This is a genomic window from Flavobacterium araucananum (assembly GCF_002222055.1).
GTDB classification, from domain to species: Bacteria; Bacteroidota; Bacteroidia; order Flavobacteriales; family Flavobacteriaceae; genus Flavobacterium; species Flavobacterium araucananum.
The window spans coordinates 22,213-44,196 of the sequence record NZ_MUGS01000042.1; the positions used below are offsets into that span (position 1 = coordinate 22,213).

Below are 21,984 nucleotides of genomic sequence, written 5' to 3' on the forward strand. Positions count from 1 at the left end.
TAGATAGCTATGCGAAAGAAAGCAGAATAAAATCCGCGACAATCCGCATTTTTGCATAGCAAATCCGCGTCATCCGCGTACCATTTCATCTCAAAGCTTTGCGAACTTTATCTTTATCAAACATAAATTAACCCGTTGCGTGTAATTAATTTTAACACATAGAAACATAGCTTTTTGACCTTTAAAAAAGGCATTTCACTTATTTAAAATGCACATAGTTAGCTATGCGAAAGAAAGGAGAATAAAATCCGCGACAATCCGCGTTTTTGCTTTAGCAAATCTGCGTCATCCGCGTACCATTTCACCTCAAAGCTTTGCGAATTTTAGGATAAAAAATTAATCCGGATCGAAGCGGTAACCAGTGCAAGCGCTTTGATGCTGCTTACAGGGAATTCGATAGTATCGTGTTGCGGGTTTTGTGCTACCAGTTGCACATACTCTTTGCGTTGGGATGGTTTTATATATCTCGTAAAAAAAGTTTCATTGCTGTCATTGTTTATATATATAAGGTACAGCTCTCCCCATAAAATATTGTGTTCATGATTAGCTACTTTTTTGTAGATCACAATATCGCCACTTTTAAGCATAGGATACATACTATCGCCAATAACATACAAAGCGCCATCGCATTTTGAAAGCTTAGGGGTTTTGATATAATCTATAGGAGTTTTATTTTGGCTCCCACTAAATAAATCGATAATTTCAGAAGTATTTTGAAGGTCGTAGAGCGGAATATCCTGATTAATTGCTGTTTTGTCTGTTTTTAAGGTCTCCAGAATCAGATTTTCTTTGTTAAAAACTGTAGGTCTTATCATGTTTCCTATTCCTGTCAAGAGCCATTCAGGATTAATATCCGGATAGTAGTGTAAAATTTTACATGCCTTATCCGTTCCCATATTATCGCTATTATCCAAAAATTTATTTGAAAACCCCAATAATTGGCAAAATTTATACTTGCTTATTCCTTTAAATTCAAGGAATATTTTGACTCTCTCAGTCGCCCCCATCTATACGGTGTAATTTTTTACGTTAAAAATTTGCATTTGTGTAAGATATTACGCTATATTTGTCCCGCCATTAATACAAACATAACAATGGGTAAAAATATAAAAACAAAACCAAGTTATAATCATGATGTGCTAAAGATTATAAAAAGAAGGTACGGGTATTCGTTCGATTACCTGCGCAAGCTTATTCGCGGTGATCGTAATAATATTATGGCCGATGTGATTAAGGCCGAGTATAACAAGCTCAATAATGAGTCACTCAAAGCACTGGAGGATCAGGTCAGACGGTTTGATAATTAAGTTGTTATGATTTTTTAGCATAAGCAAAGACTGTAGCAATACATTTAAAAAAAACAATAGTAGTCAATAGGTTTGCCCTATTATACAATTAGCGTAACATAATGGAGAAGAGTAAGACAAAAAGCTACAATTCGTATGATCCTAAAATTTTGGAGGCATTGTTTTTAAAATATGGTCTTTCAAAATATTACATACGTCAGAGTGTCAACGGATCTGTACACGGAGTTATACCGGACAGTATCAAAAAAGATTATGCTGCGATGGAAAAAGTAAGCAGGGAATTTGTTACGATCCTGATTCAAAAAACCATGAGTTAGATAGTATCAATACCAGACAATAAATAATACCAGAATTATTTCTACTCCTATATCAGCCTGAAAACCCCAAGTTTTATAAGCCGGTTGTATCAAGAATACCTGTTAAGTTATCAAACAGGTAAAAATATTTTCTCTCTATAAGCCACATTGACAAAGATTCAATAGCGCCTATTTTTTTACACAACAATACCACACACATAAACGAATATCCCTAACCGGTATTTATATCGCCATACCTTTTAATCAACTGTTTTTTTTATGATGCAGGGTGAAAAGGATATGGTTTAAAACAATTTGAACAATTTTAAACAATTTTTAAAAAATTAGACAATGAAGAAAAATCTATTTTTTATATGGCTTATGTTATTAGGCCTATTATTCTCGACCAACATCGAGGCACAAATGACCATAGGGGGCAAGAAAGCCCCGGAACCCTACTCGGTTTTAGAGTTAGCCAACAAAGGCGGGCTGCGACTGCCGCAATTGACCACGACACAGCGTAACGCACTGGGCGCTACGGCCCTTGATGCCAAAAGTCATGGTCTGTTTATTTATAATACGACCACGACCTGTATCGAATACTGGGACAGCGTGCGTTGGGTAAGTTTGTGCGACGGTACCTCGCAAACGGTATTAACCCCGGCACCCTGTACAACAGTCAATGCAGATGGTAGCGGGTGTACCTCGAACTTTATTGCTACAGATGTCGATTGCCCAAATGGTCCTTATACTATTGTTATAGTATCTGGTGCAGATTATGCTTCGCTAGCCGATGTAGATACTAGTAATGGTTCTTTTTCGATTGCTTTTAACGAAAATGTTACTGTAAACGATCATACCGTACTGGTACGTGTTACTACGGCATGCGCGGGTATGTACAAAGAGTTTTTGTTCAACCAGAAAGGAGTCGATTGTAGTTCTATGACTTATACACCACCGGTTATTAGCCAGTCGCCGGCACAGTTAGGGTTGTGCCAGAGCGGCGCAGTATATTTATCTGTACCTTCAAACACGCCTAATCTGGATAAATTAATCTGGACCCGCAGTGGTGTCGAGGTAGCCCGTGGAGTATCGTACATTACCGCTACAATGAGAGGAAAATACAATGTTTCTATGGGGGCAACAGGTTGTAATGTAGATGCTTCAAACGAACGTATTGTAGCAGATATTCCTACGCCAATCGCGAGTAATATGACTGTTTTTGCGTCTAATAATGGAGTGCTTTGTGGTACAAACTCTGTTACACTTTCTACATCTGGAACAACTAGTGGTACTATTACCTGGTTTCATGACGGTAAAGAAGACGGCAGAACGGGTACCAGTATTGTCCTGACAGGCGATAGTAGTGCAGGTGAGTGGTTTGCAGTAGCAAAAGATGCAAACTGTTATTCTCTGCCTACCAATTCTATTACAGTAACCAAAAGTGCTGCTACGGGACAAGTGACTATTAACCCAGCTGATGTATTGGTAAACGGTTTGCCTTTAAGCTCTTTTAATACCTTTTGTTTGGGGGGTTCACTGGATTTAAGCGTGGCCAACAAACAACCGGGCATTAGCTATAAGTGGTACAATGGCAATGATGTTATCGTTGGTAACCCTTTTATAATACCGGGTTCTCAAACGACGATTTCGCTGCGTATGATCGCAACAGACGATAGCGGGGTCAATTGCCCTGCCGAAGCGAATATCTTAAACAAAACCATCACGGCAGACACTGCTCCGGCGCAGCCTAATATTACGGGTAATAACACCCTGTGCGACGGTACTACAGATCTTACTATTGTGCCGGCAGTAGCGGGTACCTATACTTATACCTGGTACAAGGACAATATAAAAATGCCGGACACTACGCCAACTATCACAGTAAATAGCCCGGGTGTGGTCTATAATGGTACGGTTACCAATACTACAGGATGTGTAAGTAGTATGGCGGTAAAAGTAATTGCAGCAAATGTATCGAGTTTGCCTAAGCTTACCTGGATCACGCAAGTGGCAACAGCTACTTATGGGGCAAAGGTTTCATTACAGACTGCTATCGAGTTTGGTCCTGCAATTGCCTATACCTGGACCGCAGATAATGGTGCGACTATTATTGGTACAGGATCTAGTGTTACCATACAGCTTCCGGCTACGGGTACTACAGGTACTATATTGAATGTTACCGTTATTGCAGAAAATAATTGTGGTAAGTCAGAAATGTTATCCTTGCCTATTACCATGAACAATGCGTGTCCTACACCGGTAGTGTCGGCACAATCTGCTCTTTCGCAAAGTGTAAGTGCAGGATCAGCGGTTACCTACAAGGTAGGGGCGACCAGTGCAGTAAACCCGTTGTACCAGTGGTACAGCAATACAAACGCCAGTACAATAGGTGGTGGCCTTATTGCGGGAGCAACATCAGCAACCTACACTCCAACTCCTACGGTTATAGGTACTTCTTATTTATATTGTAATGTAACCAATGGTTGTGGTGGTGCAGCTGTTGCTTCGCCCTTGTTTACTTTGACAGTGAATCAAAATCCTGTTATTTTACCGGTAGGTACAGGAACTTTTGGGGGTAATTCTTGTTTTGATGTTGCGGAGTCTAATGACAATGATTCCTGTGGATCATTGGCATCTCGTTTGCCGAGTCAGGCAAATTTTAATTTGACCATTACAAACACACAAACCTATACTTTTACTCCTGTAGGAACGGTAAGTAAAGTGCGTTTTAGTTATATAGAATCACTAGGTGGGGTAGTAATTAAATCCATCACGAGTAGTACGACCGAAAGTGCCATTAATATTAGTACACCTGTTACGGCAACTGTCGTATACAACAGTACCTTAAGCAGTGGTGTTGGTGGGCAGGGTAGTGCTTATGGCAAAACAAACGGAAATGCCCTGACGGTAGATTTGTATGTAATATACAATAATAAAGCCGATGGTAGCGGTATAGATGTACAGTCTAAAGTAAGTGTTTCTATAAAAGACTGTAGTTGTTGTGGTGCTATGATTAGTCCTACCGTTTTTAAATCGTTTATGTGTTATAACCTGGGTGCAGATCAAAGTGTAAGTGCTTTTATACCCTCAGTAAAATTAATAGGAGATTATTATCAATGGGGTAAAAAAGATCCTTATCCTGTGGCAGCCTGGACTGCTCCAGCTACACAGACTTCTAGTTTCTGGGGTGATCAGACTACTCCTCATGTCAAAGGTCCTCAGGATCCTTGTCCTGCTGGTTATCGCGTACCTACAAAGGGTGAATGGGATGGAGTTCAGAATAATAATATAATTACTCAAAAAGGCTCGACTACAGACGTTGGTGGTGGTGTGGCTGTAGGAGGATTACTTGTAGGGAGTTCGTTATTTTTTCCATATGCAGGAATGGCTGATTCTCCAACTGGTAGAAGCTTGTATTATACTGTAAATTTTTTGAGTAGTTCTCTTACAAAGGAGGATGGACAACTTTATATTTATCAAACAAGAGGTAGTGCTTATAGAGTAATGAATTTCAGTGCAACATATTTTGCGACTCCAATTCGTTGTATTTCAGAGAATTAGTATTTTTTGAATTATTGCTTTATTAAGGATGGTGTATTAAGGTTAGCACAATTGTCCTGATCAAATAAAAGACACTGCTTTAATAAGCAATATAAGTATCTAAGAAAAAACACTATAAACAACAAGGCAATGCGTCTTTCGTTTCCTGCTCCGGCAGGAACGAAAGGCGCATCCTTATTATAAACAAGAGGTAATACTATTTCTTTAACAAAAAAAAGTCCCAAAAAGAAATTTTCTTTTTGGGACTTTTTTGCTTTTATGTATTTTGTTCCAGCTCTTTTTGCGGGTGATACCCAAAAAGATGGTGTTCTTTGATAATTTCGGCAATACCGGACGGCAGCATAGGTTCCCAGCCTGGTGTTCCCTGATTGATCATTTTAAGGACCTCGCGGGAGAAAACTTCCAGATTATGCGGGTCATAATCGGCAATATCAACTACTTTGCCATTAAATTTAAAGAATTTGTACAATTCTTTCATTCTTGGGTGTACCTTCAGGTTGTTCGAATTCATCAAAACACCATTGTCGTCTAACATGGGGTATAAGAAAACTTTCATGTCTCTGTAGAATAGTTTTCCAAAAGCTTCGAGAATTCCACCGCTTAAGTGGCGATAGTATTTTTCGTCAAAAATATCTACTAAATTGTTTACCCCCATTGCCAATCCCATTCGGGCTTTGGTGTAATTAGCAAAATATTCGACCACCTTATAATATTCCTGAAAATTCGAAATCATTACCGTTTGACCTAATGAGCAAAGCAACTCAGCCCTGTCCATAAAATCGCGTTCATCGATTTCGCCATCAGAACGTAAATTCGAAAGTGTAATCTCAAAAACAACCAACGTATTGTCTTTCTCGACCTTATTTTCTTCCAGAAACATTTTAAGAGATTTCTCGTACATGTCCATATTTACTTTGGTAACCGGACGAAAACTTCCTCTTAAAGCAAGTAGGTTTTTTTTGTATAAAATAGCAGCAGGCAAAATGTTTTTTCCTTCGGGATTAAACATTACAGCATCTGTCATTCCGTTTTTGACCAGTTGCAAACTCATCAAGCGATTATCAACATCGGCAAAACGAGGTCCTGAGAAGTTAATCGTGTCAATTTCGAGTTGGTCTTTGTCTAAGTGATCGTATAAATAACGAAGTAATCGTTTGGGATCATTGTATTTGTAAAAAGCACCGTAAATTAAGTTTACACCTAAAATTCCCAGTGTTTCCTGTTGTAGTCTGGCATCCGTTTCTTTAAAACGAATGTGCAGAATAATTTCGTTATAAGCTTCGTCAGGTTCAATCTGGTATCGTATTCCAACCCAACCGTGCCCTTTAAACTGTTTGGCAAAATCTATAGTAGCAACAGTATTGGCATAACTAAAGAAAAGTTTGGTAGGATGTTTCTCTCTGCTTAATCGCTCCTCGATAATTTGCCCTTCGAGGGTCAGCATTTTTTTTAAACGCTCTTCGGTTACATAGCGACCATCGCTTTCGATTCCGTAAACAGCATCACTAAAATCTTTGTCATAGGCAGACATTGCTTTTGCAATTGTTCCTGAGGACCCTCCGGATCTGAAAAAATGCCTGACAGTCTCTTGTCCAGCCCCAATTTCAGCAAAAGTTCCGTAAATGTTCTCGTTTAAATTTATGCGTAACGCTTTGTCTTTTATAGAAGGAATCTGTTCGATGACCTTGTCACCCTTGAGTTTTATTTCTGTACCCATTTTATTTTAAATAGATTTGTTACAAAGTTAGCAAATTAGGTTTCTAATGAAAGAGAAATAATCCTATTTTTGTAAAAAAAATAAGTTCAATTGAAGGTATATTTTTTAGGTACTGGTACATCTCAAGGCATTCCGATAATCGGAGTGGATCATCCTGTTTGTAAAAGCACTGATCTCAAGGACAAAAGGCTTCGCGTATCCATCTGGATTACGTGGGACGAGTATTCTTATGTGATCGATTGTGGCCCTGATTTCAGGCAGCAAATGCTTTCTTGTGGTTGCAGGCATCTTGATGCTATATTGTTTACGCACGAACATGCAGATCATACCGCCGGTCTGGATGATATACGCCCGTTTAATTTCAGACAAGGCGAAATTCCTGTGTATGCACATCAGCGGGTAATCGATAATCTAAAACGTCGTTTTGATTATGTTTTCGAAACCGTAAACAAATATCCCGGTGCCCCAAGCGTTAAAACCATCGAGGTGGTCAATGACCAGCCTTTTGCGGTTGGCGATAAAACGGCAATTCCGGTAAATGTGATGCATGGCGATTTGCAGGTTTTTGGGTATCGCATTGATGATTTTGCCTATTTGACCGATGTTAAAACCATTGATGAAGCCGAAATCGAAAAACTAAAAAACCTTAAGGTTTTAGTGGTCAATGCGTTGCGCGTAGAACCGCACGATACACATTTTAATTTGCAGGAAGCACTGGATTTTATAGATTTGGTAAAACCCGAAGTCGCTTATTTAACACACATAAGCCACGTTCTGGGCTTTCATGAAGAAGTACAAAAACAACTGCCGGAGAATGTTTTCCTGGCTTATGACAACTTAGAAATTACAATTTAATTATACCACAAAAATGAAAAAATCCTTAATGCTTTATCTTTTTATCCTTGCGATCCTTATGAATGTTTTTACTTATATGTTTTACAGCAGAGAAGTAAAATTTGGAGAAGACAGGTATGATAAAACAACTAAGAAACTAAGAGACAGTATCAATCTGGTAACAACAAAATTAGCCAATGCTGATTATTTTTCTTTAGAACATAACGAAAATGCGCAAAACTATTTTGATAACAGCGCCAGCGGAGGAAAAGTAATCCTGTACGAAAAATTGATTCCTGTTGTAACAGAGAAGTTATTAGATTTAAATGCCAATCCTGATGGTAATCCTTACACAGGACAAGATAAAATTGGTCCCAATAAATTTATCATCAATAAAGTTAAGATTTTAAACCACAGATGGATTATTGCAGATTACAGTAATGGTGAAATATGGGGAGAAGTCTTGTTAAAATATTTTGTAGATCAGGACGAAAAGATTACTTTTGAAGTAATTCAGACTTGGTTATATCAAAAATAGGCTTAAATAGTCTACCGTATATAAATATTATAAATCAATTTGAACACGAATTTGTACAAATTTTAATAGGTTAACCTTGTTTGTGAAATTAATTTCACAAACAAATTAGTGACAATTAGTGCAATCCGTGTTATTTTTTATAGTGGTGTCCATAGGTTAGCTTAAATAGTTCTGTTTTTTACGATAATCAGGCATAAAAATAGGATTTATGAAAAAGATATTTTTGTTTTCGGTTATTATGGGACTCTCGTTTTCATGTGCTAAAAAAGTATCACAGGAAACTAAAACTCCGGAAAAACAAGAAGCTAAACCTGCTGTAGTGGTAGGTGGAGATTCTGATGCACACGGTTGCAAAGGTTCGGCAGGGTATACCTGGTCCAGCCTTAAAAAAGAATGTGTGCGTATTTTTGAAGCTGGTACAAAATTGGAGCATGCACAGGACGGAAAAACGTATTCGACAGTTGCTTATGTTATTTTTGACGGAAATAAGGCAGAACTTTTTCTGGATACCCAAAAAGAAACCATCCTTCTAGAAAGAAAATCTGAAGGAGATTCCTGGACAAAGGACGACTATCAATTGATTCCCTGGAAAGGTTATGTCCTTAAAAAAGCAGGAAAAATTATTTATACAGGGGAGTAAAGTTTACAGTTTGCAGTCGCAGTTTTCAGTCTAGGAACTGAAAACTGCGACTGAATACTGACTGAAACTCTACAAAGCCAGCCAATTCTTAAAATCAAAGAAATTTTGCGGAGCCACTCCGTGTCCTACAGGATATTCTTTGTACGTAACAGGGATGTTTAGTTTTTCGAGAATTGCAGGAGTTTTTCTGGCCCAATCAACAGGGATAACCTGATCTACAGTTCCGTGAGAAGCAAATATTTTTAAGTTTTTAAAATCATTTTTCTCGTAACCTTCCTTGATGATTTCCTCGTTAAAATATCCGCTCATTGCTATCACTTTCTGAATTTTTTCAGGGTAAGAAAGTGCCACGGCATAACTCAGGATAGAACCCTGGCTAAAGCCAACTAAAGTCACATTATTGGCATCGATTGGATAATTAGCCACCAATTCATCGACAAAAACAGCAATTAGATCACGGGAAGTTTTTGCCTGTTCATTGTCTGAAAATTTATTTTGATCCGCATCAAAATTTATCGCATACCAGGCATAAGCACCGTATTGCAAATCATAAGGCGCTTTGGCCGAAATGATATAATAATGATCCGGAAGTTCCGTCGCAAACGAAAATAAATCGGCTTCGTTGCTGCCATATCCATGTAATAAAAGTAAAACAGGATTTTTATCTAAGATAACTTTTGGCTCTTGTATTTTATATTCTAAAGATAGATTCATTTTTTTAAGTTTTCAGTCTCAGTTCCAGTTTTCAGTTGATCTGGAGAATGTTTGTTTGATTTTGTTATAGTTGAGTTATGTTAAGATAAAATCTGTTTTTATCCTCGTTTTTGCTTGCAAATCCGCGTGATCCGCGTTCAAAATTTATACGCCAATAAAACAGATTCGCTAAAGCAAAAACGCAGATTTCAACGGATTTATTTTTTTAAAATTTAAAAAGTTGAAATGTTATCCAATCGATTTAAACCATTTTTGAAAAAGCCCTCCTATTAACGGAATTGGTCTTGTTTGCCCCTGAATGGCACTAAAAATGCCATAAGTCCATAATATCGAAATACAAATCCACATGGGAAAAGTAATCATGAAGCTATCAAAATTGCTGATAATGGCTCCAAAAGAAATAAAAGCAAGCGATAATCCCAAAGCCTGACGGATATGAAAAGAAGCAAAACTATTTTTATTTTCAGAGTTCATCGACATCGCAATCAAAACACCAATAATTAGAATATAACTGGTAATTGCGATTGATTTTCCCTCTTCGACTGAATTGTTCATTGTAATTATTTAGATGTAATAAGTTGATTTTGATTTAAGATCCCGTACACAGAACCTTTAATTTCGGTTCCTAAAAAGGCAGAATTTTTAGATTTAGAAAGAATGTTCTCTTTGGTAAAAGTTGATTTTCCTTCCGGTGTAAACAAAGTAAAGTTAGCTTTAGAACCTTCTGTAATTGTACTGTTTTCAATTCCAAAAACGGTTTTCCCTAAAGTCAGTTTTTCGATTACAGTTTCAAGAGGTAAAACCGTTAGTAAAGCTCCAAAAGCGCTTTCAAGACCAACAGTTCCGTTTTTAGCCGTATCAAATTCCATTTTCTTAAATTCAATATCAATAGGGTTATGATCTGAAGTAATCATGTCTATTGTTCCGTCTAAAACGGCATTTACAAGAGCAACTCTGTCTGTTTCATTTCTTAAAGGAGGTGTTACTTTATAGCGCGTATCAAAACCTTCCAGTTTTTCGTCTGTCAAGACCAAATGATGTACCGCAACACTACAGGTTACTTGCAAACCTTTTGCCTTTGCTTCTTTGATTAATGCAATTGATTTTGCTGTTGAGATGGTCGGAATATGCAATTTTCCTCCGGTATATTCCAGTAGAAATAAGTTTCTGGCAACTTGCAATTCTTCGGCTAAAGTTGGTATACCTTTTAGACCTAATCTTGTCGAAACGATGCCTTCATTGGCAACACCGTTTCCTTTTATATTTGCATCCTGGGCATAAGTAATCACTAAACCATCAAAATCCTGCACGTATTGTAAAGCGATTTTTAAGAGATTGGCATTGTCGATACTTCTGTTATAATCTCCAAAAGCCACGGCTCCTGCTTTCTTCATATCAAACAATTCTGCCATATCTTTTCCTTCGCTGCCTTTGGTTAAAGCACCAATCGGGAAAAGTTCTGTGGCAAAACCATTGGCTTTGTTCTTAACAAAATTTACCTGCGATTGATTGTCAATAACAGGGTAGGAGTTGGGCTGTAAGGCAATGGCAGTAAATCCGCTTTTTGCAGCAACCTTCAATCCGTTTGCGATGGTTTCTCTGTCTTCATAACCTGGTTCGCCCAGCGAGACACTGCTATCAAACCAACCTTGAGAGAGATGTAAATTATCCAATTTAACTTCGGTTGTATCATCGATATCAAGAATCGAAGTCCCTATTTTTTCGATTAAACCATCTGCAACTAAAAGATCAACGGTCTGGTTGTGAAACGGACTTTTTGAATCAATAATTTTGGCGCTTCTGATGATTATTTTCATATGTTGAGAATTTATTTTAAATTGTAATCGTAATTTTTAAACACATAGAAACATAGATTTTTCTCGTTATTATAGTGATAAATAAATGACACATCATTTTTACATAGCTATGTAAATTTCAATAAGTGAAACGCCTTTTAAAATTTTAAAATCTATGTTTCTATGTGTTTATTTTTATTATAAACTTTAAAATCTCTTAATGGTTCAGAAAAAATAAACTTTAAGTTTATTTCACGAATTTTATAATTGCCATTTCCAGTGCTAAAAATAGCAGTGCAAAGATAATAAACCATTTCCAAATTTGACTGTCCGTTCGCTCCGTTTGTAACGTGTTAAAAATGGTCGAAATCGTGTCGGCAGTTTTAAAATCCGAAATCACATTTGTATTTACCTGACTTAAATCGCTTTCGCTTCGTTTGTAATTGAAACTCAGGTTTTCTACCCATTCTTTTTTATCAAAAACCCCATAATTTCCAGCTGTTTCAGGGAAATCATTAAAGGTTAATTTTACTTTATTATTCAGTATTTGCTGTATAGGAATAAAAGAATCTTCATTTCCCCGAACTTCCAGAATAGCATCCTTGGTCAATAATACATCCACAAAATAGGGCTGATTGTTGCCAATGGTTATTGCATTGACACCGGTTTTTTGATTGTTTTGCCCCATTTTATAAAACAACGGAACAATTAGTGGAGATTGCTGAAAGTTTGAATTCGTTGTATTTATAGGTGCTGCAAAAATGGTAATTCCCGAAACCGGATTTTGAATGGCAGTTACAAATACACTTTGATCTTCATACGATAAAACGGCAGGATATGGACTCGAAATGTCAAATGAATTAGCCGTTTTTGGATACTGAAAATTAGTGATTTTATTCTCGAAAACTCCCGAAAACAAAGGATGATCAAAATTGATTTTGGTAATCAGCTTACTTTTATTTTCAAGGTTCTTAAACTGAATTTTTCCAAAATTACCCAGAAAGGAATTTAGATTAGAAATTGAACTCTTTTCAGAAGGAATCACAACCAGATTACCCCCTTTAGACACAAAAGCTTTTAGAGTGGTTTGTAATGCTTGCGGGACTTCGACTAACTCGTTTAGGATAATAGTATTTTGTTTGTCCAGACTATTATAATCCAGATTGGTAATCGAATAATTGTTATAGTTGAACTCTGCCGGGGTATAAATTCTGGATAAAAAATTACTCTTTTCAGGTTCTCCAATACTAATAACATTTGTTTTTTTGGTTTTCGAAATGCTAAAATAAAGTTTGTTATCATAGGCAAGACCATTGTCTTCGATCGCTACATAACCGTGAAAAGCTGCTTTTGGAATTGTAAAATTGATTTTCTTTTTCTTTGTATCAAAATTGATAATCGTTTTGGCAATTAATTTATTTTGATTGTACAATGCCATAGAAACCGGTTTAAAATCTTCTCCATAAGCAGATAGTTTTACACTTATTTCGTAAAAATTTTCTAAAGTCTGATTGATATAAACGCTGTCAATGGCAATATTATTTTTTTGTTCCGCTTCCGGAATTATAAAATATGGTTTTTCATCGGTATCGATGTTTTTGATATCCTTTTCGGTTAAACCTACTGCATCGGTAATAATTACAATATCTTTTTTATAGGCTGATTTATGTGCTTTTATTTTTGCCATAATCGACGGAAGCTCAAAAGGAGTTGCGCTGTATTTTAGGTTTTGCAGAGCACTTTTGGATGATTTTATATCCGTATTCCAATAATTTTCGGTGTTCGTAAGCAACGAAAACTGGCTGGTTTCAGGAGTATTTTCCAGTAATTCCTGAACAGCACGTTTTAGTAATTCACCTTTTTTTCCTTTGGCCTGCATACTAAACGAATTATCCAGGATAATATACATTTCGTTAGTCGCATTTTTACTGTCTTTGGCTTCAAAAAAAGGTTGGGCAAAAGCCAGAATTATACCTGTTAACAGCAGTAAACGTGTGGCTAATAAAAGTCTTTTTTTGATTTTTGAACTTTTTCGGGTTTGAATCGAAAGTTCTTTTAAGAAACGAACATTTGTAAAATAAGAGATTTTAAAACGTCGTAATTGAAATAAATGAACCAAAATTGGAACAATCAATAAAAACAGAAAGTATAGAATTTCGGGATGTTTAAAATGCATTCTGGCTTAGATTTACTTCGCTACGTTTTGTTTTTCGCGAAGATGCTGGTCAAAAATACAAATTTTTAGCCAAACCTTACACGTATATTAGTTAAACCATATAAGTGATATAAGTTCAAATCACTGAGTACATTTATTTTTAACACATAGAAACATAGATTTTGTTCATTAAAAAAAGGCGTTTCACTTTTTTAAAATTTACATAGTTGCTTATGTCAAAGAGATGTATTTCTTTTTGTTTTCTTTAGTTAACTCCATACACCTGTGTTTCTATGCGTTAATAATTTTTTTTTCAAATAACAGATATTTTTAACACATAGAAACATAGATTTTGTTTACTAAAAAAGGCGTTTCACTTTTTTAAAATTTACATAGTTGCTTATGTGAAAGAAATGTATTTCTTTTTGTTTTCTTTAGTTAAATCCATATACCTATGTTTCTATGTGTTAATAATTTTTCCTCAATTAGGTTTTGCTTATAATTTCTTATATCACTTATAGGGTTTAAAATATCAAATTTAGGGTTTGAAAAATGTAACTTCTGAGTATTCTTTTGTAACAAATAATGAGTTTCCGAAAGATATTATTGAGTATTTTAGCGTATTCAAAAAATAAAAAAAATATGAAGAGATTATATATGCTGCTTTTTGCAGCTGTAGCTTTTGTAAATGTGCAGGCACAAAATAAATTTAATTTATTGATAGGGACTTATACAAATACGTGTGAAAGCAAAGGAATTTACGTTTATGAATTTGATGCGACTACAGGTGATTTTAAACTAAAAAATACATCCGAAAATGTAGTAAGTCCAAGTTATTTATCCGTATCGGCAAATAATAAATTTGTTTATGCGGTAAACGAGAACGGAACTCAAAGTACAGCAAGTGCGTTTGGTTACGATTCGAAATCCGGAAAACTTACTTTTTTAGATAAAAATGATGCTTTAGGAGCAGATCCCTGTCATTTGATTAATGATGACAAAAATGTAATTATAGCCAACTATTCAGGTGGAAGTATTGCTGTTTTTAAGAAAAAACCAGATGGTGGTATTACAACCGTACAGCAATTAGTGCAGCATGAAGGAAAAGGAGTAAATGTAGCACGTCAGGAAAAAGCACACGTACACATGGTTGTTTTTTCGCCGGATAACAAGTTTGTTTTATCGAATGACTTAGGTCTGGATAAAGTTTTTATCTATAAGTACAATCCAGGTTCTACAAACGAAATATTGACACTCAAAGGAAGTGTTGACGTAAAAAAAGGAAGTGGACCAAGACATTTAACGTTTAGTAAAGATGGAAAATTTGTGTATTTGATCCAGGAATTAGATGCTACACTAACTACTTTTAGTTATGATAAATCGGGAAGTTTAAAATTAATTGCTGAAACCAGTATTTTGCCAAAAGGTTTTACCGGAGGAACAGGAGCTGCAGCAATTAAAATTTCGCCCGACGGAAACTTTTTGTATGTTACAGATCGTGTAGATGCAAACTCAATCGCAGTATATAAAATCCTTAAGGATGGCAAAATCGAGCAGGTAGAACAAGTAAGTACTTTAGGAAAAGGGCCCAGAGATTTCGCAATTGACCCAACCGGAAATTACCTTTTGGTAGGGCATCAATATACCAATAATATTGTTGTTTTTAAAAGAGATAAAAGCACAGGAAAACTTACAGATACCGGAAAAAGAATCGATTTGTGTTCTCCGGTTGGATTGGTTTTTACGAAAATATAAGAGGAAGGTTCAGAGGAACAGAGGTGCCAAGGTTTCTTATTGTACGTAAAAATAAAAAAGACTCAAAGNNCTTTGAGTCTTTTTTATTTTAAACTTAGAGCCTCAGTGTCTTAGCAACTTAGAACCTAACCTTTGAACCTTTGTCCCTCTGAACCTTTGTTACTTAAAAGAACCTATTTATTCTTATCTTTTCTCTTTTTGTCTCTCGTTTTCAACATATTTCGATTGACAGATCCGTGGGTTTTCTTTTTGGTTTTTGAAGGTCCTCCAAGATTGACTTTTTTGTTCTTTTTATCTTTTTCATGAAAAGCACCATCACCACTAAGTTTTTGTTTTTTCATCAAAAACTTAATAGGTTGTTTGTCTTTTTCAGGTTCGATCAATTTTAATGAAATCTCAACTTCTTCAGGAAATTCAGCAATTGCAAGTTCCTGGTTCATTAAAACTTCTACCTCAACCTTAAACTCTTCTTCACGAGGCGTGATAAAGCTTATAGCAGTTCCTGTAGCATCTGCACGTCCTGTACGACCAATTCTGTGCATATATAGCTCAGGAAATTCGGGAAGTTCGAAGTTAATAACGTGAGAGATATTCGAAATATCCAGACCTCTCGCCATAATATCAGTAGTGATTAATCCGCGTAGATTTCCTTCCTGAAATTCGGCCATCGTACTCAAACGATAATTCTGAGATTTGTTCGAGTGAATTACACCAAACTGACCTTCAAAATCTTCTTCGATTCGGGTATGAAGCATATCCGAAATCTTTTTATTATTCACAAAAACCAAAACACGTTCCATGCTTTCGTTTGTTGCCAGTAAATGTTTCAACAAATTTACTTTGGTATTAAAATTTGGAACATTATAAGTAATCTGAGTAATATTTTCTAGCGGAGTTCCTGAAGCGGCAAGTGTAACTTCTTCCGGAAAATCAAAAAAGTCATTCAAAACAGCATCTACCTCATCGGTCATTGTTGCTGAGAATAAAATGTTTTGACGTTTGGTTTTCATCATCGCCAAAAGGGCTGTCAATTGTGTACGGAAACCAAGGTTTAACATTTCGTCAAACTCATCGATTACTAATTTTTGTGTTTCATCGAAACGAATTACAGCATCCAGTGCTAAATCCATTGTACGACCCGGAGTTCCAACTAAAATATCGACACCTTCGTAAACAGCTTTTTTTTGTGTATTGATATTTACACCTCCAAAGATACCTAATGTGCTAACCGACATGTATTTGGTTAGTTTTTCGATTTCCTCAACAACCTGAACTACCAGTTCGCGGGTTGGAACCAAAATTACAATTTTGGGCGTATTGGTTGGTGTAAATTTGTATAATTTTAAAAGAGGTAATAAGTAAGCAAAAGTTTTACCGGTACCGGTTTGTGCAATTCCCATCATATCTCGGCCAGACATAATCACAGCAAAGGATTTTTCCTGAATAGGTGTAGGCGTAACAAAGCCTAACTCGTCGATTGCTTTTTGTACTGATTTTGGAAGATTGAATTTTTCGAAAGTGCTCATTTACATTAAATTTTGTGCAAATGTACGTTAAATTCATGGTTTTTTTGTCGATTTTGTGTTTATATCCCATTTTGTCTCTTATAGCGAAGTAGAAGAGTGTACCAATAGTAACGAGGCTTCTCCTGAATTCCAGGTGTGCTCAGCCTGACATTCATTGCGATAATTCTGGAATATGACAGGTTTAAAAACTTAAAACCTTTCGAAAACACCTAATCCAAAAAGGGCGAAATCATATTTTACAGGATCCTGAGCGTCCATTTTTCTCAGTTTAAGATCCAGCTCAGCGAGTGCTTTACCGTCATTTTGTTTTCGGGTCAGGATTCCTAATTTACGGGCTACATTGCCGGAATGCACATCAAGCGGGCAAGACAATGAAGCTGGAGATATGGTTTTCCAAATGCCTAAATCGACCCCTTTTGTGTCCTGACGAACCATCCAGCGCAAGTACATATTGATTCTTTTTGCTGCCGAATTATTCAAAGGATCTGAAATGTGCTTTTGAGTTCGGGGCAAATGATCAATTTCGAAGAATATTTTTTTAAACTCATGAATGCTTTTTTGCAAGCTATCTTTTTCCTGATGTTTTGCAAAAACAGTTTCTAAGCCACCATGATTTTTATAAACGTGTTGTAATCCTTTTATAAATCCGGAGAAATCTTTACCGTTAAAAGTACGATGAACAAAATTTTCCAGTCGGATTAAATCATCATCAGTATGCGACATGACAAAATCATAAGGTGTATTGCCCATTAATTCCATCATTTGATGGGAGTTTTTGATAATCATTTTGCGATTTCCCCAAGCAATTGTTGCGCTTAGAAAACCGGCAATTTCAACATCTTCTTTTTGCGAAAATAAATGCGGAATTTGTACGGGATCACTATCGATAAAATCCTGATTGTTGTATTGAATGACTTTTTCGTCCAGAAATTCTTTGAGTTCTTTTTGGGTCATGATTTTAATTACTAATTAAGCCATCAACCATTACTAATTTTCTGTCGGCCATATTAGCCAGTTCCTCGTTGTGGGTTACGATGACAAAAGTCTGACCAAATTCATCCCTAAGTTTAAAGAATAACTGATGCAGATTTTCGGCAGAGTGGGTGTCTAAATTCCCTGAAGGTTCATCGGCAAAAATTACGTCAGGTTTATTAATCAAAGCTCTGGCAACCGCCACTCTTTGTTGTTCTCCTCCTGAAAGTTCGTTTGGTTTGTGGTTTATTCTGTGTGACAAACCTAAATAGTCCAGAATTCTTTTAGCTTCTTTTTCTGTTTCTGCTTTTGGTTTATTAGCCATAAAAGCAGGGATACATACATTCTCTAAAGCAGTAAATTCTGGTAACAATTGATGAAATTGAAATATAAAACCAAGGTTTAAATTTCTAAAATTAGATAATATTTTGTCTTGTTTGCTTTTCTTTTTAAAATAACGATTCAAATATATTAATACAAATAAAACGGGCAGGAACAGCACTGCAATAATAATATTTCCTGTCAGGCCACTTTCGATTTTATTTTTAAAAAACAATAAAAACAGCAGTAAACAAAGCGTATAAATAGCACCAATCCAGGATATAATTTTAAATGTTTTTTCTTGTTTTGAATTGTCAGTTTCGTTGTCTTGCAATTTTAGAACATTTTCGCCATTGATAGTCAAAGATGATTCGGCATTTCTTTCCGGATTATCCAGGGTTCCTAAAATTTGTAGAAGTGTTGTTTTTCCGGCACCCGAAGCTCCAACAATAGAAACGATTTCTCCTTTTTTAATGTGCAAATCAACTCCTTTTAGAACCTCTAATTTATCGTAGAACTTATGTATATTTTTTGCGTGGATCATTTTGAAACTATTTCTACAAAGAAACAAAGATTCTCCCGATATAAAAATGGGTTAACAAAAAATTAAATTCCAAGTTCAATATCAAAAATGAAATTCAATTAGATTGAGAAAGTGAAATATAAATAGTATGGTATGGAAATTGAGAAACAATTTTATGAAAAGAAATAAACTACTTTAATGATTTCTTTTTAAATTCGGATAATATCTAAATCATAGAAAAATGCAGGAAGTAAATGTAGTAAACGATGACAGGGTTAGAAAGCTTTTAGTGGGAGTTTTGTTGGATGGGATTGGTATGATATCCTTTACGATTCCGCTTTTGGGAGAATTCTCAGATGTAATTTGGGCTCCAATTGCAGCTTTTATTATGACCAGAATGTACAAAGGCAGAGTAGGAAGGGTGGCAAGTGTTTTGACTTTTGTAGAAGAGATATTGCCTTTTACAGATGTAATTCCGTCATTTACGCTTACATGGTTTTATACCTATTATTTTCAAAAAAACGGTGACGCTTAATTTTTGAATAAAAATCCAAGTCCCATATTTTTAAGCATTTTCTTTTCAAAATTCCAAAAGAAGCGAAATTGCCCAAAAACAGTTCCAATTGCAACGAGTAAAACTTGATAAATAGGGAAAATAATCAGCAAACGAATTAAGGTAAACCACAAACCGCCAAAATCTTCTTTGGTAATTCCCAACCACACACAAAAAGGTTTAGACAACCATGCAGATGCCGATCCTGTGATGGCAAAAACAATAAATATAAGTATGGCTTGTAGATTTGAGGTGATTCCCCAACGTTTTTTTAATCTATTCATTTTTACTTGCAATGATTACAAATATAAGAACATTATCTTATAGGAACATACCCTCCGAGCTTTTGTTTGTATGTATTTTGAAAATAAATCATATAATTGTAAATCAAATAATTTACTTCGTATCCGTAATGAATATTTGGTCTGTAATCGATCGTCATTTCGTATAAATTCGGGCTATAACGCTGTGGTTGCAAAACCCGATTATTCCATTCTGTTACATAGAGATAATTCTTGTTTTCGAGGTAAGTCAACGAATAATAATTTCTTGGTAACGCCGTAGATGCCAGCCAGGTGTTAAAACCATTGTCAATAATAATCACTTCGTATTCCAGCGAATCATTTGCAATTCGTACCGTATCATTTACGGCAACTTTTGGTGTATGAACGGGGGTATTTGCTGTAACAGTATTTTTTGAAACGGTAGAGCATGCTACTATCACCAATAAAAGAATCAATATGTAAAGGTATTTTTTCATGATTTTTTATTTCAAGCTTAAATTTACAAATAAATTTTGAGAAAAAGGTTTTTTTAAGAAGGTTCAAAGGTTTTGAGGTTCAAAGGTTCTGAGGTTCAAAGGTTCAAAGGTTCAAAGGTACAGAGGTACAGAGGTACAGAGGTACAGAGGTACAGAGGTTCAAAGGTACAGAGGTTCAAAGTTTTTTAGTTTATCCAATTAAAAAAGCTGTTTACAATTATGTAAACAGCTTTAAAATTATACTTTCCCAGCAGAAACTTTTGTCCCTTTCTAAAATTATGCTTTCCTAAAAGAAACCTTAGCTCCTTTGTATCTTTGTACCTCAAAACCTTAAAAAAGAAACCTTTGTTCCTTTGCACCTCAGTACCTTTGCACCTTCAAAAAGAAAACCTATTTCCCAAACAACTTTCCTAGTAAACCGCTTAATCCGCCGCTTTTTGTTAAAGCTACTGTATCAGCGGCATCTACTTTTCCGTCATTATTTTGGTCCAGACCAAATTGCATTCCGTATTTATTAATCGTTTCCATAATCCCGGATGCTTGTCCGCTGTTTCCGGAAATAGAAGAAATTATATCTGTAATTTGAAAACTACTGTCATTAGGATCTTTTGCTTTGTTTACCAGTGAGCTCAAAATTTGCGGAATCATGCTTGCTGCGACACCAGAAGAAGTTTCGCTGCTTAATCCAAATTTCTGGCCAAGACTTCCTGATAACTGTTGTGTTATTTGCTGCACAACAGGATTCGAACTGTCTATGGGCGATTTTCCGTTAAATAAACTGGCTAGTTGCTCTCCGCCACCTTCTGAAGCAATTTTTTGCAATCCTGCAAATATTGAAGTGCTGGTTTCGTTTATTACAGCTTCATTGTGTTCGTTAGGAACTGCAGTGTTGTTGGTAACAGCGCTGCCTCCGTATTGTTGCACTAATTGGGTTAATTGTTCAAACATGATGTTTACATTTAGATTAGACGACAAATTTAATAAAAAGAAAGGGATTTACTACAAAATTGTAATAAATCCCTTTAAAGTTACTCTATTTTTTAATACCTAGCTTAACAAAGTAATAATTTGTGAAGCCAATTCTGTTCCAATTCTGTCTTGTGCTTCTCCTGTTGCAGCTCCAATGTGCGGAGTCAACGAGATTTTAGTGTGCATTAAAATTGCCATTTCTGGTTTTGGTTCGCTTTCAAAAACATCCAAACCGGCAAAAGCAACTTTTCCGGAATCCAATGCTTTTACTAATGCTACTTCATCAATAACACCACCACGAGCACAGTTTACAATTCCAACGCTATCTTTCATGATCGCCAGTTCTTTCTCGCCAATGATATAACCATCTTGTGCAGGAACGTGAAGGGTAATAAAATCAGCTTCTTTAAATAAGGATTCTAAGGATTGAGAAACGATTGTTGTCGTGATGGACTGACCATCAAAAAACTCAACTTTAATGTCTACAGACGGGATAAAACTATCTGCTGCAATTACTTTCATTCCTAAACCAAGAGCCATTTTTGCAGTAGCTTGCCCAATACGGCCAATACCAACAATTCCAAGAGTTTTACCTCTTAATTCAACTCCGTTTGCATACGCTTTTTTCAAACCATCAAAGTTTGAATCTCCTTCAAGAGGCATATTTCTATTGGAATCATGCAAGAAACGAACACCGGAAAACAAGTGTCCAAATACCAACTCAGCAACAGATTCTGATGATGATGCAGGTGTGTTAATTACGTGAATTCCTTTGCTTTTTGCATAGTCAACATCAATATTATCCATACCAACACCACCACGGCCAATAATTTTAAGTCCCGGGCAGGCATCGATAATATCTTTACGAACTTTAGTTGCACTACGCACTAAAACTACGGCTACATTGTTTTCATTTACAAAATTAGCTACTTGTTCCTGAGCTACTTTTGTTGTTATAACTTCAAATCCACCTTTTTCTAAGGCAAGAATTCCACTTTTAGAAATTCCGTCATTGGCTAATACCTTCATTTTTTTGTGATATTT

General features: G+C 35.9%; 20 protein-coding genes and 2 pseudogenes. 8 read left to right on the forward strand and 14 right to left on the reverse strand.

The window, feature by feature from the left end; genetic code table 11:
- Window positions 1–323: 323 nt before the first annotated feature.
- A complete protein-coding gene (locus B0A64_RS18230) occupies window positions 324–914 on the reverse strand; it encodes a S24 family peptidase (protein WP_244285447.1) in 591 nt (196 codons plus the stop codon).
- A gap of 129 nt (window positions 915–1,043) precedes the next feature.
- On the opposite strand from B0A64_RS18230, the gene B0A64_RS18235 reads away from it, so the two are divergent.
- The 3 genes from B0A64_RS18235 (at window position 1,044) to B0A64_RS18245 (ending at window position 5,167) form a co-directional block, all read left to right on the forward strand.
- Window positions 1,044–1,307 (forward strand): hypothetical protein, encoded by a 264-nt coding sequence (locus B0A64_RS18235; protein WP_123875934.1) that lies wholly within the window; start codon window positions 1,044–1,046, stop codon window positions 1,305–1,307.
- A 101-nt stretch (window positions 1,308–1,408) separates the two neighbouring features.
- Window positions 1,409–1,624 (forward strand): hypothetical protein, encoded by a 216-nt coding sequence (locus tag B0A64_RS18240; protein ID WP_089480934.1) that lies wholly within the window; start codon window positions 1,409–1,411, stop codon window positions 1,622–1,624.
- A gap of 330 nt (window positions 1,625–1,954) precedes the next feature.
- A complete protein-coding gene (locus B0A64_RS18245; protein WP_089480935.1) occupies window positions 1,955–5,167 on the forward strand; it encodes a hypothetical protein in 3,213 nt (1,070 codons plus the stop codon).
- A gap of 256 nt (window positions 5,168–5,423) precedes the next feature.
- On the opposite strand, the gene B0A64_RS18250 is transcribed toward B0A64_RS18245, so the two are convergent.
- The gene (locus tag B0A64_RS18250) at window positions 5,424–6,884 is read right to left on the reverse strand and encodes a TonB-dependent receptor (protein WP_089480936.1); all 1,461 of its coding nucleotides are present in this window, start codon (window positions 6,882–6,884) and stop codon (window positions 5,424–5,426) included.
- Between the two features lie 90 nt (window positions 6,885–6,974).
- On the opposite strand from B0A64_RS18250, the gene B0A64_RS18255 reads away from it, so the two are divergent.
- From B0A64_RS18255 to B0A64_RS18265, 3 genes are all read left to right on the forward strand, one after another.
- Window positions 6,975–7,739, forward strand: coding sequence for an MBL fold metallo-hydrolase (locus B0A64_RS18255; RefSeq protein WP_089480937.1), 765 nt, complete (start codon window positions 6,975–6,977; stop codon window positions 7,737–7,739).
- A gap of 13 nt (window positions 7,740–7,752) precedes the next feature.
- Complete coding sequence (locus B0A64_RS18260; RefSeq protein WP_089480938.1) at window positions 7,753–8,256, forward strand: hypothetical protein; 504 nt, start codon at window positions 7,753–7,755, stop codon at window positions 8,254–8,256.
- 208 nt (window positions 8,257–8,464) lie between these two features.
- The gene (locus B0A64_RS18265; RefSeq protein WP_089480939.1) at window positions 8,465–8,896 is read left to right on the forward strand and encodes a hypothetical protein; all 432 of its coding nucleotides are present in this window, start codon (window positions 8,465–8,467) and stop codon (window positions 8,894–8,896) included.
- 69 nt (window positions 8,897–8,965) lie between these two features.
- Here B0A64_RS18265 and B0A64_RS18270 read toward each other — a convergent pair whose 3' ends face one another.
- From B0A64_RS18270 to B0A64_RS18285, 4 genes are all read right to left on the reverse strand, one after another.
- Window positions 8,966–9,610, reverse strand: a complete 645-nt coding sequence (locus B0A64_RS18270) for an alpha/beta hydrolase (protein ID WP_089480940.1) — start codon at window positions 9,608–9,610, stop codon at window positions 8,966–8,968.
- Window positions 9,611–9,838: 228 nt separating this feature from the next.
- Complete coding sequence (locus tag B0A64_RS18275) at window positions 9,839–10,165, reverse strand: hypothetical protein (protein ID WP_089480941.1); 327 nt, start codon at window positions 10,163–10,165, stop codon at window positions 9,839–9,841.
- 5 nt (window positions 10,166–10,170) lie between these two features.
- Complete coding sequence (locus B0A64_RS18280) at window positions 10,171–11,427, reverse strand: dihydroorotase (protein WP_089480942.1); 1,257 nt, start codon at window positions 11,425–11,427, stop codon at window positions 10,171–10,173.
- Between the two features lie 226 nt (window positions 11,428–11,653).
- Entirely contained in the window at window positions 11,654–13,582 is a 1,929-nt protein-coding gene (locus B0A64_RS18285; RefSeq protein ID WP_089480943.1) for a vWA domain-containing protein, read from the reverse strand.
- Between the two features lie 621 nt (window positions 13,583–14,203).
- On the opposite strand from B0A64_RS18285, the gene B0A64_RS18290 reads away from it, so the two are divergent.
- Window positions 14,204–15,316: a lactonase family protein gene (locus tag B0A64_RS18290; RefSeq protein WP_089480960.1), complete on the forward strand. Its 1,113-nt coding sequence runs from the start codon at window positions 14,204–14,206 to the stop codon at window positions 15,314–15,316.
- 173 nt (window positions 15,317–15,489) lie between these two features.
- Here the strand turns inward: B0A64_RS18290 and B0A64_RS18295 are convergent, their stop codons facing one another.
- From B0A64_RS18295 to B0A64_RS25785, 4 genes and pseudogenes are all read right to left on the reverse strand, one after another.
- Window positions 15,490–16,842, reverse strand: coding sequence for a DEAD/DEAH box helicase (locus tag B0A64_RS18295; RefSeq protein ID WP_089480944.1), 1,353 nt, complete (start codon window positions 16,840–16,842; stop codon window positions 15,490–15,492).
- Window positions 16,843–17,031: 189 nt separating this feature from the next.
- The gene (locus B0A64_RS18300) at window positions 17,032–17,796 is read right to left on the reverse strand and encodes a TIGR02757 family protein (RefSeq protein WP_089480945.1); all 765 of its coding nucleotides are present in this window, start codon (window positions 17,794–17,796) and stop codon (window positions 17,032–17,034) included.
- 4 nt (window positions 17,797–17,800) lie between these two features.
- A pseudogene (locus B0A64_RS25780) lies at window positions 17,801–18,247 on the reverse strand (ABC transporter ATP-binding protein); the annotation flags it as partial.
- A gap of 207 nt (window positions 18,248–18,454) precedes the next feature.
- Window positions 18,455–18,679: pseudogene (locus B0A64_RS25785) on the reverse strand (ATP-binding cassette domain-containing protein); the annotation flags it as partial.
- Window positions 18,680–18,899: 220 nt separating this feature from the next.
- On the opposite strand from B0A64_RS25785, the gene B0A64_RS18310 reads away from it, so the two are divergent.
- Complete coding sequence (locus B0A64_RS18310) at window positions 18,900–19,193, forward strand: hypothetical protein (RefSeq protein WP_089480947.1); 294 nt, start codon at window positions 18,900–18,902, stop codon at window positions 19,191–19,193.
- Here B0A64_RS18310 and B0A64_RS18315 read toward each other — a convergent pair.
- From B0A64_RS18315 to B0A64_RS18330, 4 genes are all read right to left on the reverse strand, one after another.
- On the reverse strand, window positions 19,190–19,495 hold the full coding sequence (locus B0A64_RS18315) for a DUF6787 family protein (protein WP_089480948.1): 306 nt from the start codon (window positions 19,493–19,495) through the stop codon (window positions 19,190–19,192). The genes B0A64_RS18310 and B0A64_RS18315 overlap by 4 nt on opposite strands.
- A gap of 32 nt (window positions 19,496–19,527) precedes the next feature.
- Window positions 19,528–19,971: a DUF6146 family protein gene (locus tag B0A64_RS18320; protein WP_089480949.1), complete on the reverse strand. Its 444-nt coding sequence runs from the start codon at window positions 19,969–19,971 to the stop codon at window positions 19,528–19,530.
- Window positions 19,972–20,361: 390 nt separating this feature from the next.
- Window positions 20,362–20,919, reverse strand: coding sequence for a hypothetical protein (locus B0A64_RS18325; RefSeq protein WP_089480950.1), 558 nt, complete (start codon window positions 20,917–20,919; stop codon window positions 20,362–20,364).
- Window positions 20,920–21,018: 99 nt separating this feature from the next.
- Window positions 21,019–21,969, reverse strand: coding sequence for a D-2-hydroxyacid dehydrogenase (locus tag B0A64_RS18330; protein ID WP_089480951.1), 951 nt, complete (start codon window positions 21,967–21,969; stop codon window positions 21,019–21,021).
- Between the last annotated feature and the right edge of the window lie 15 nt (window positions 21,970–21,984).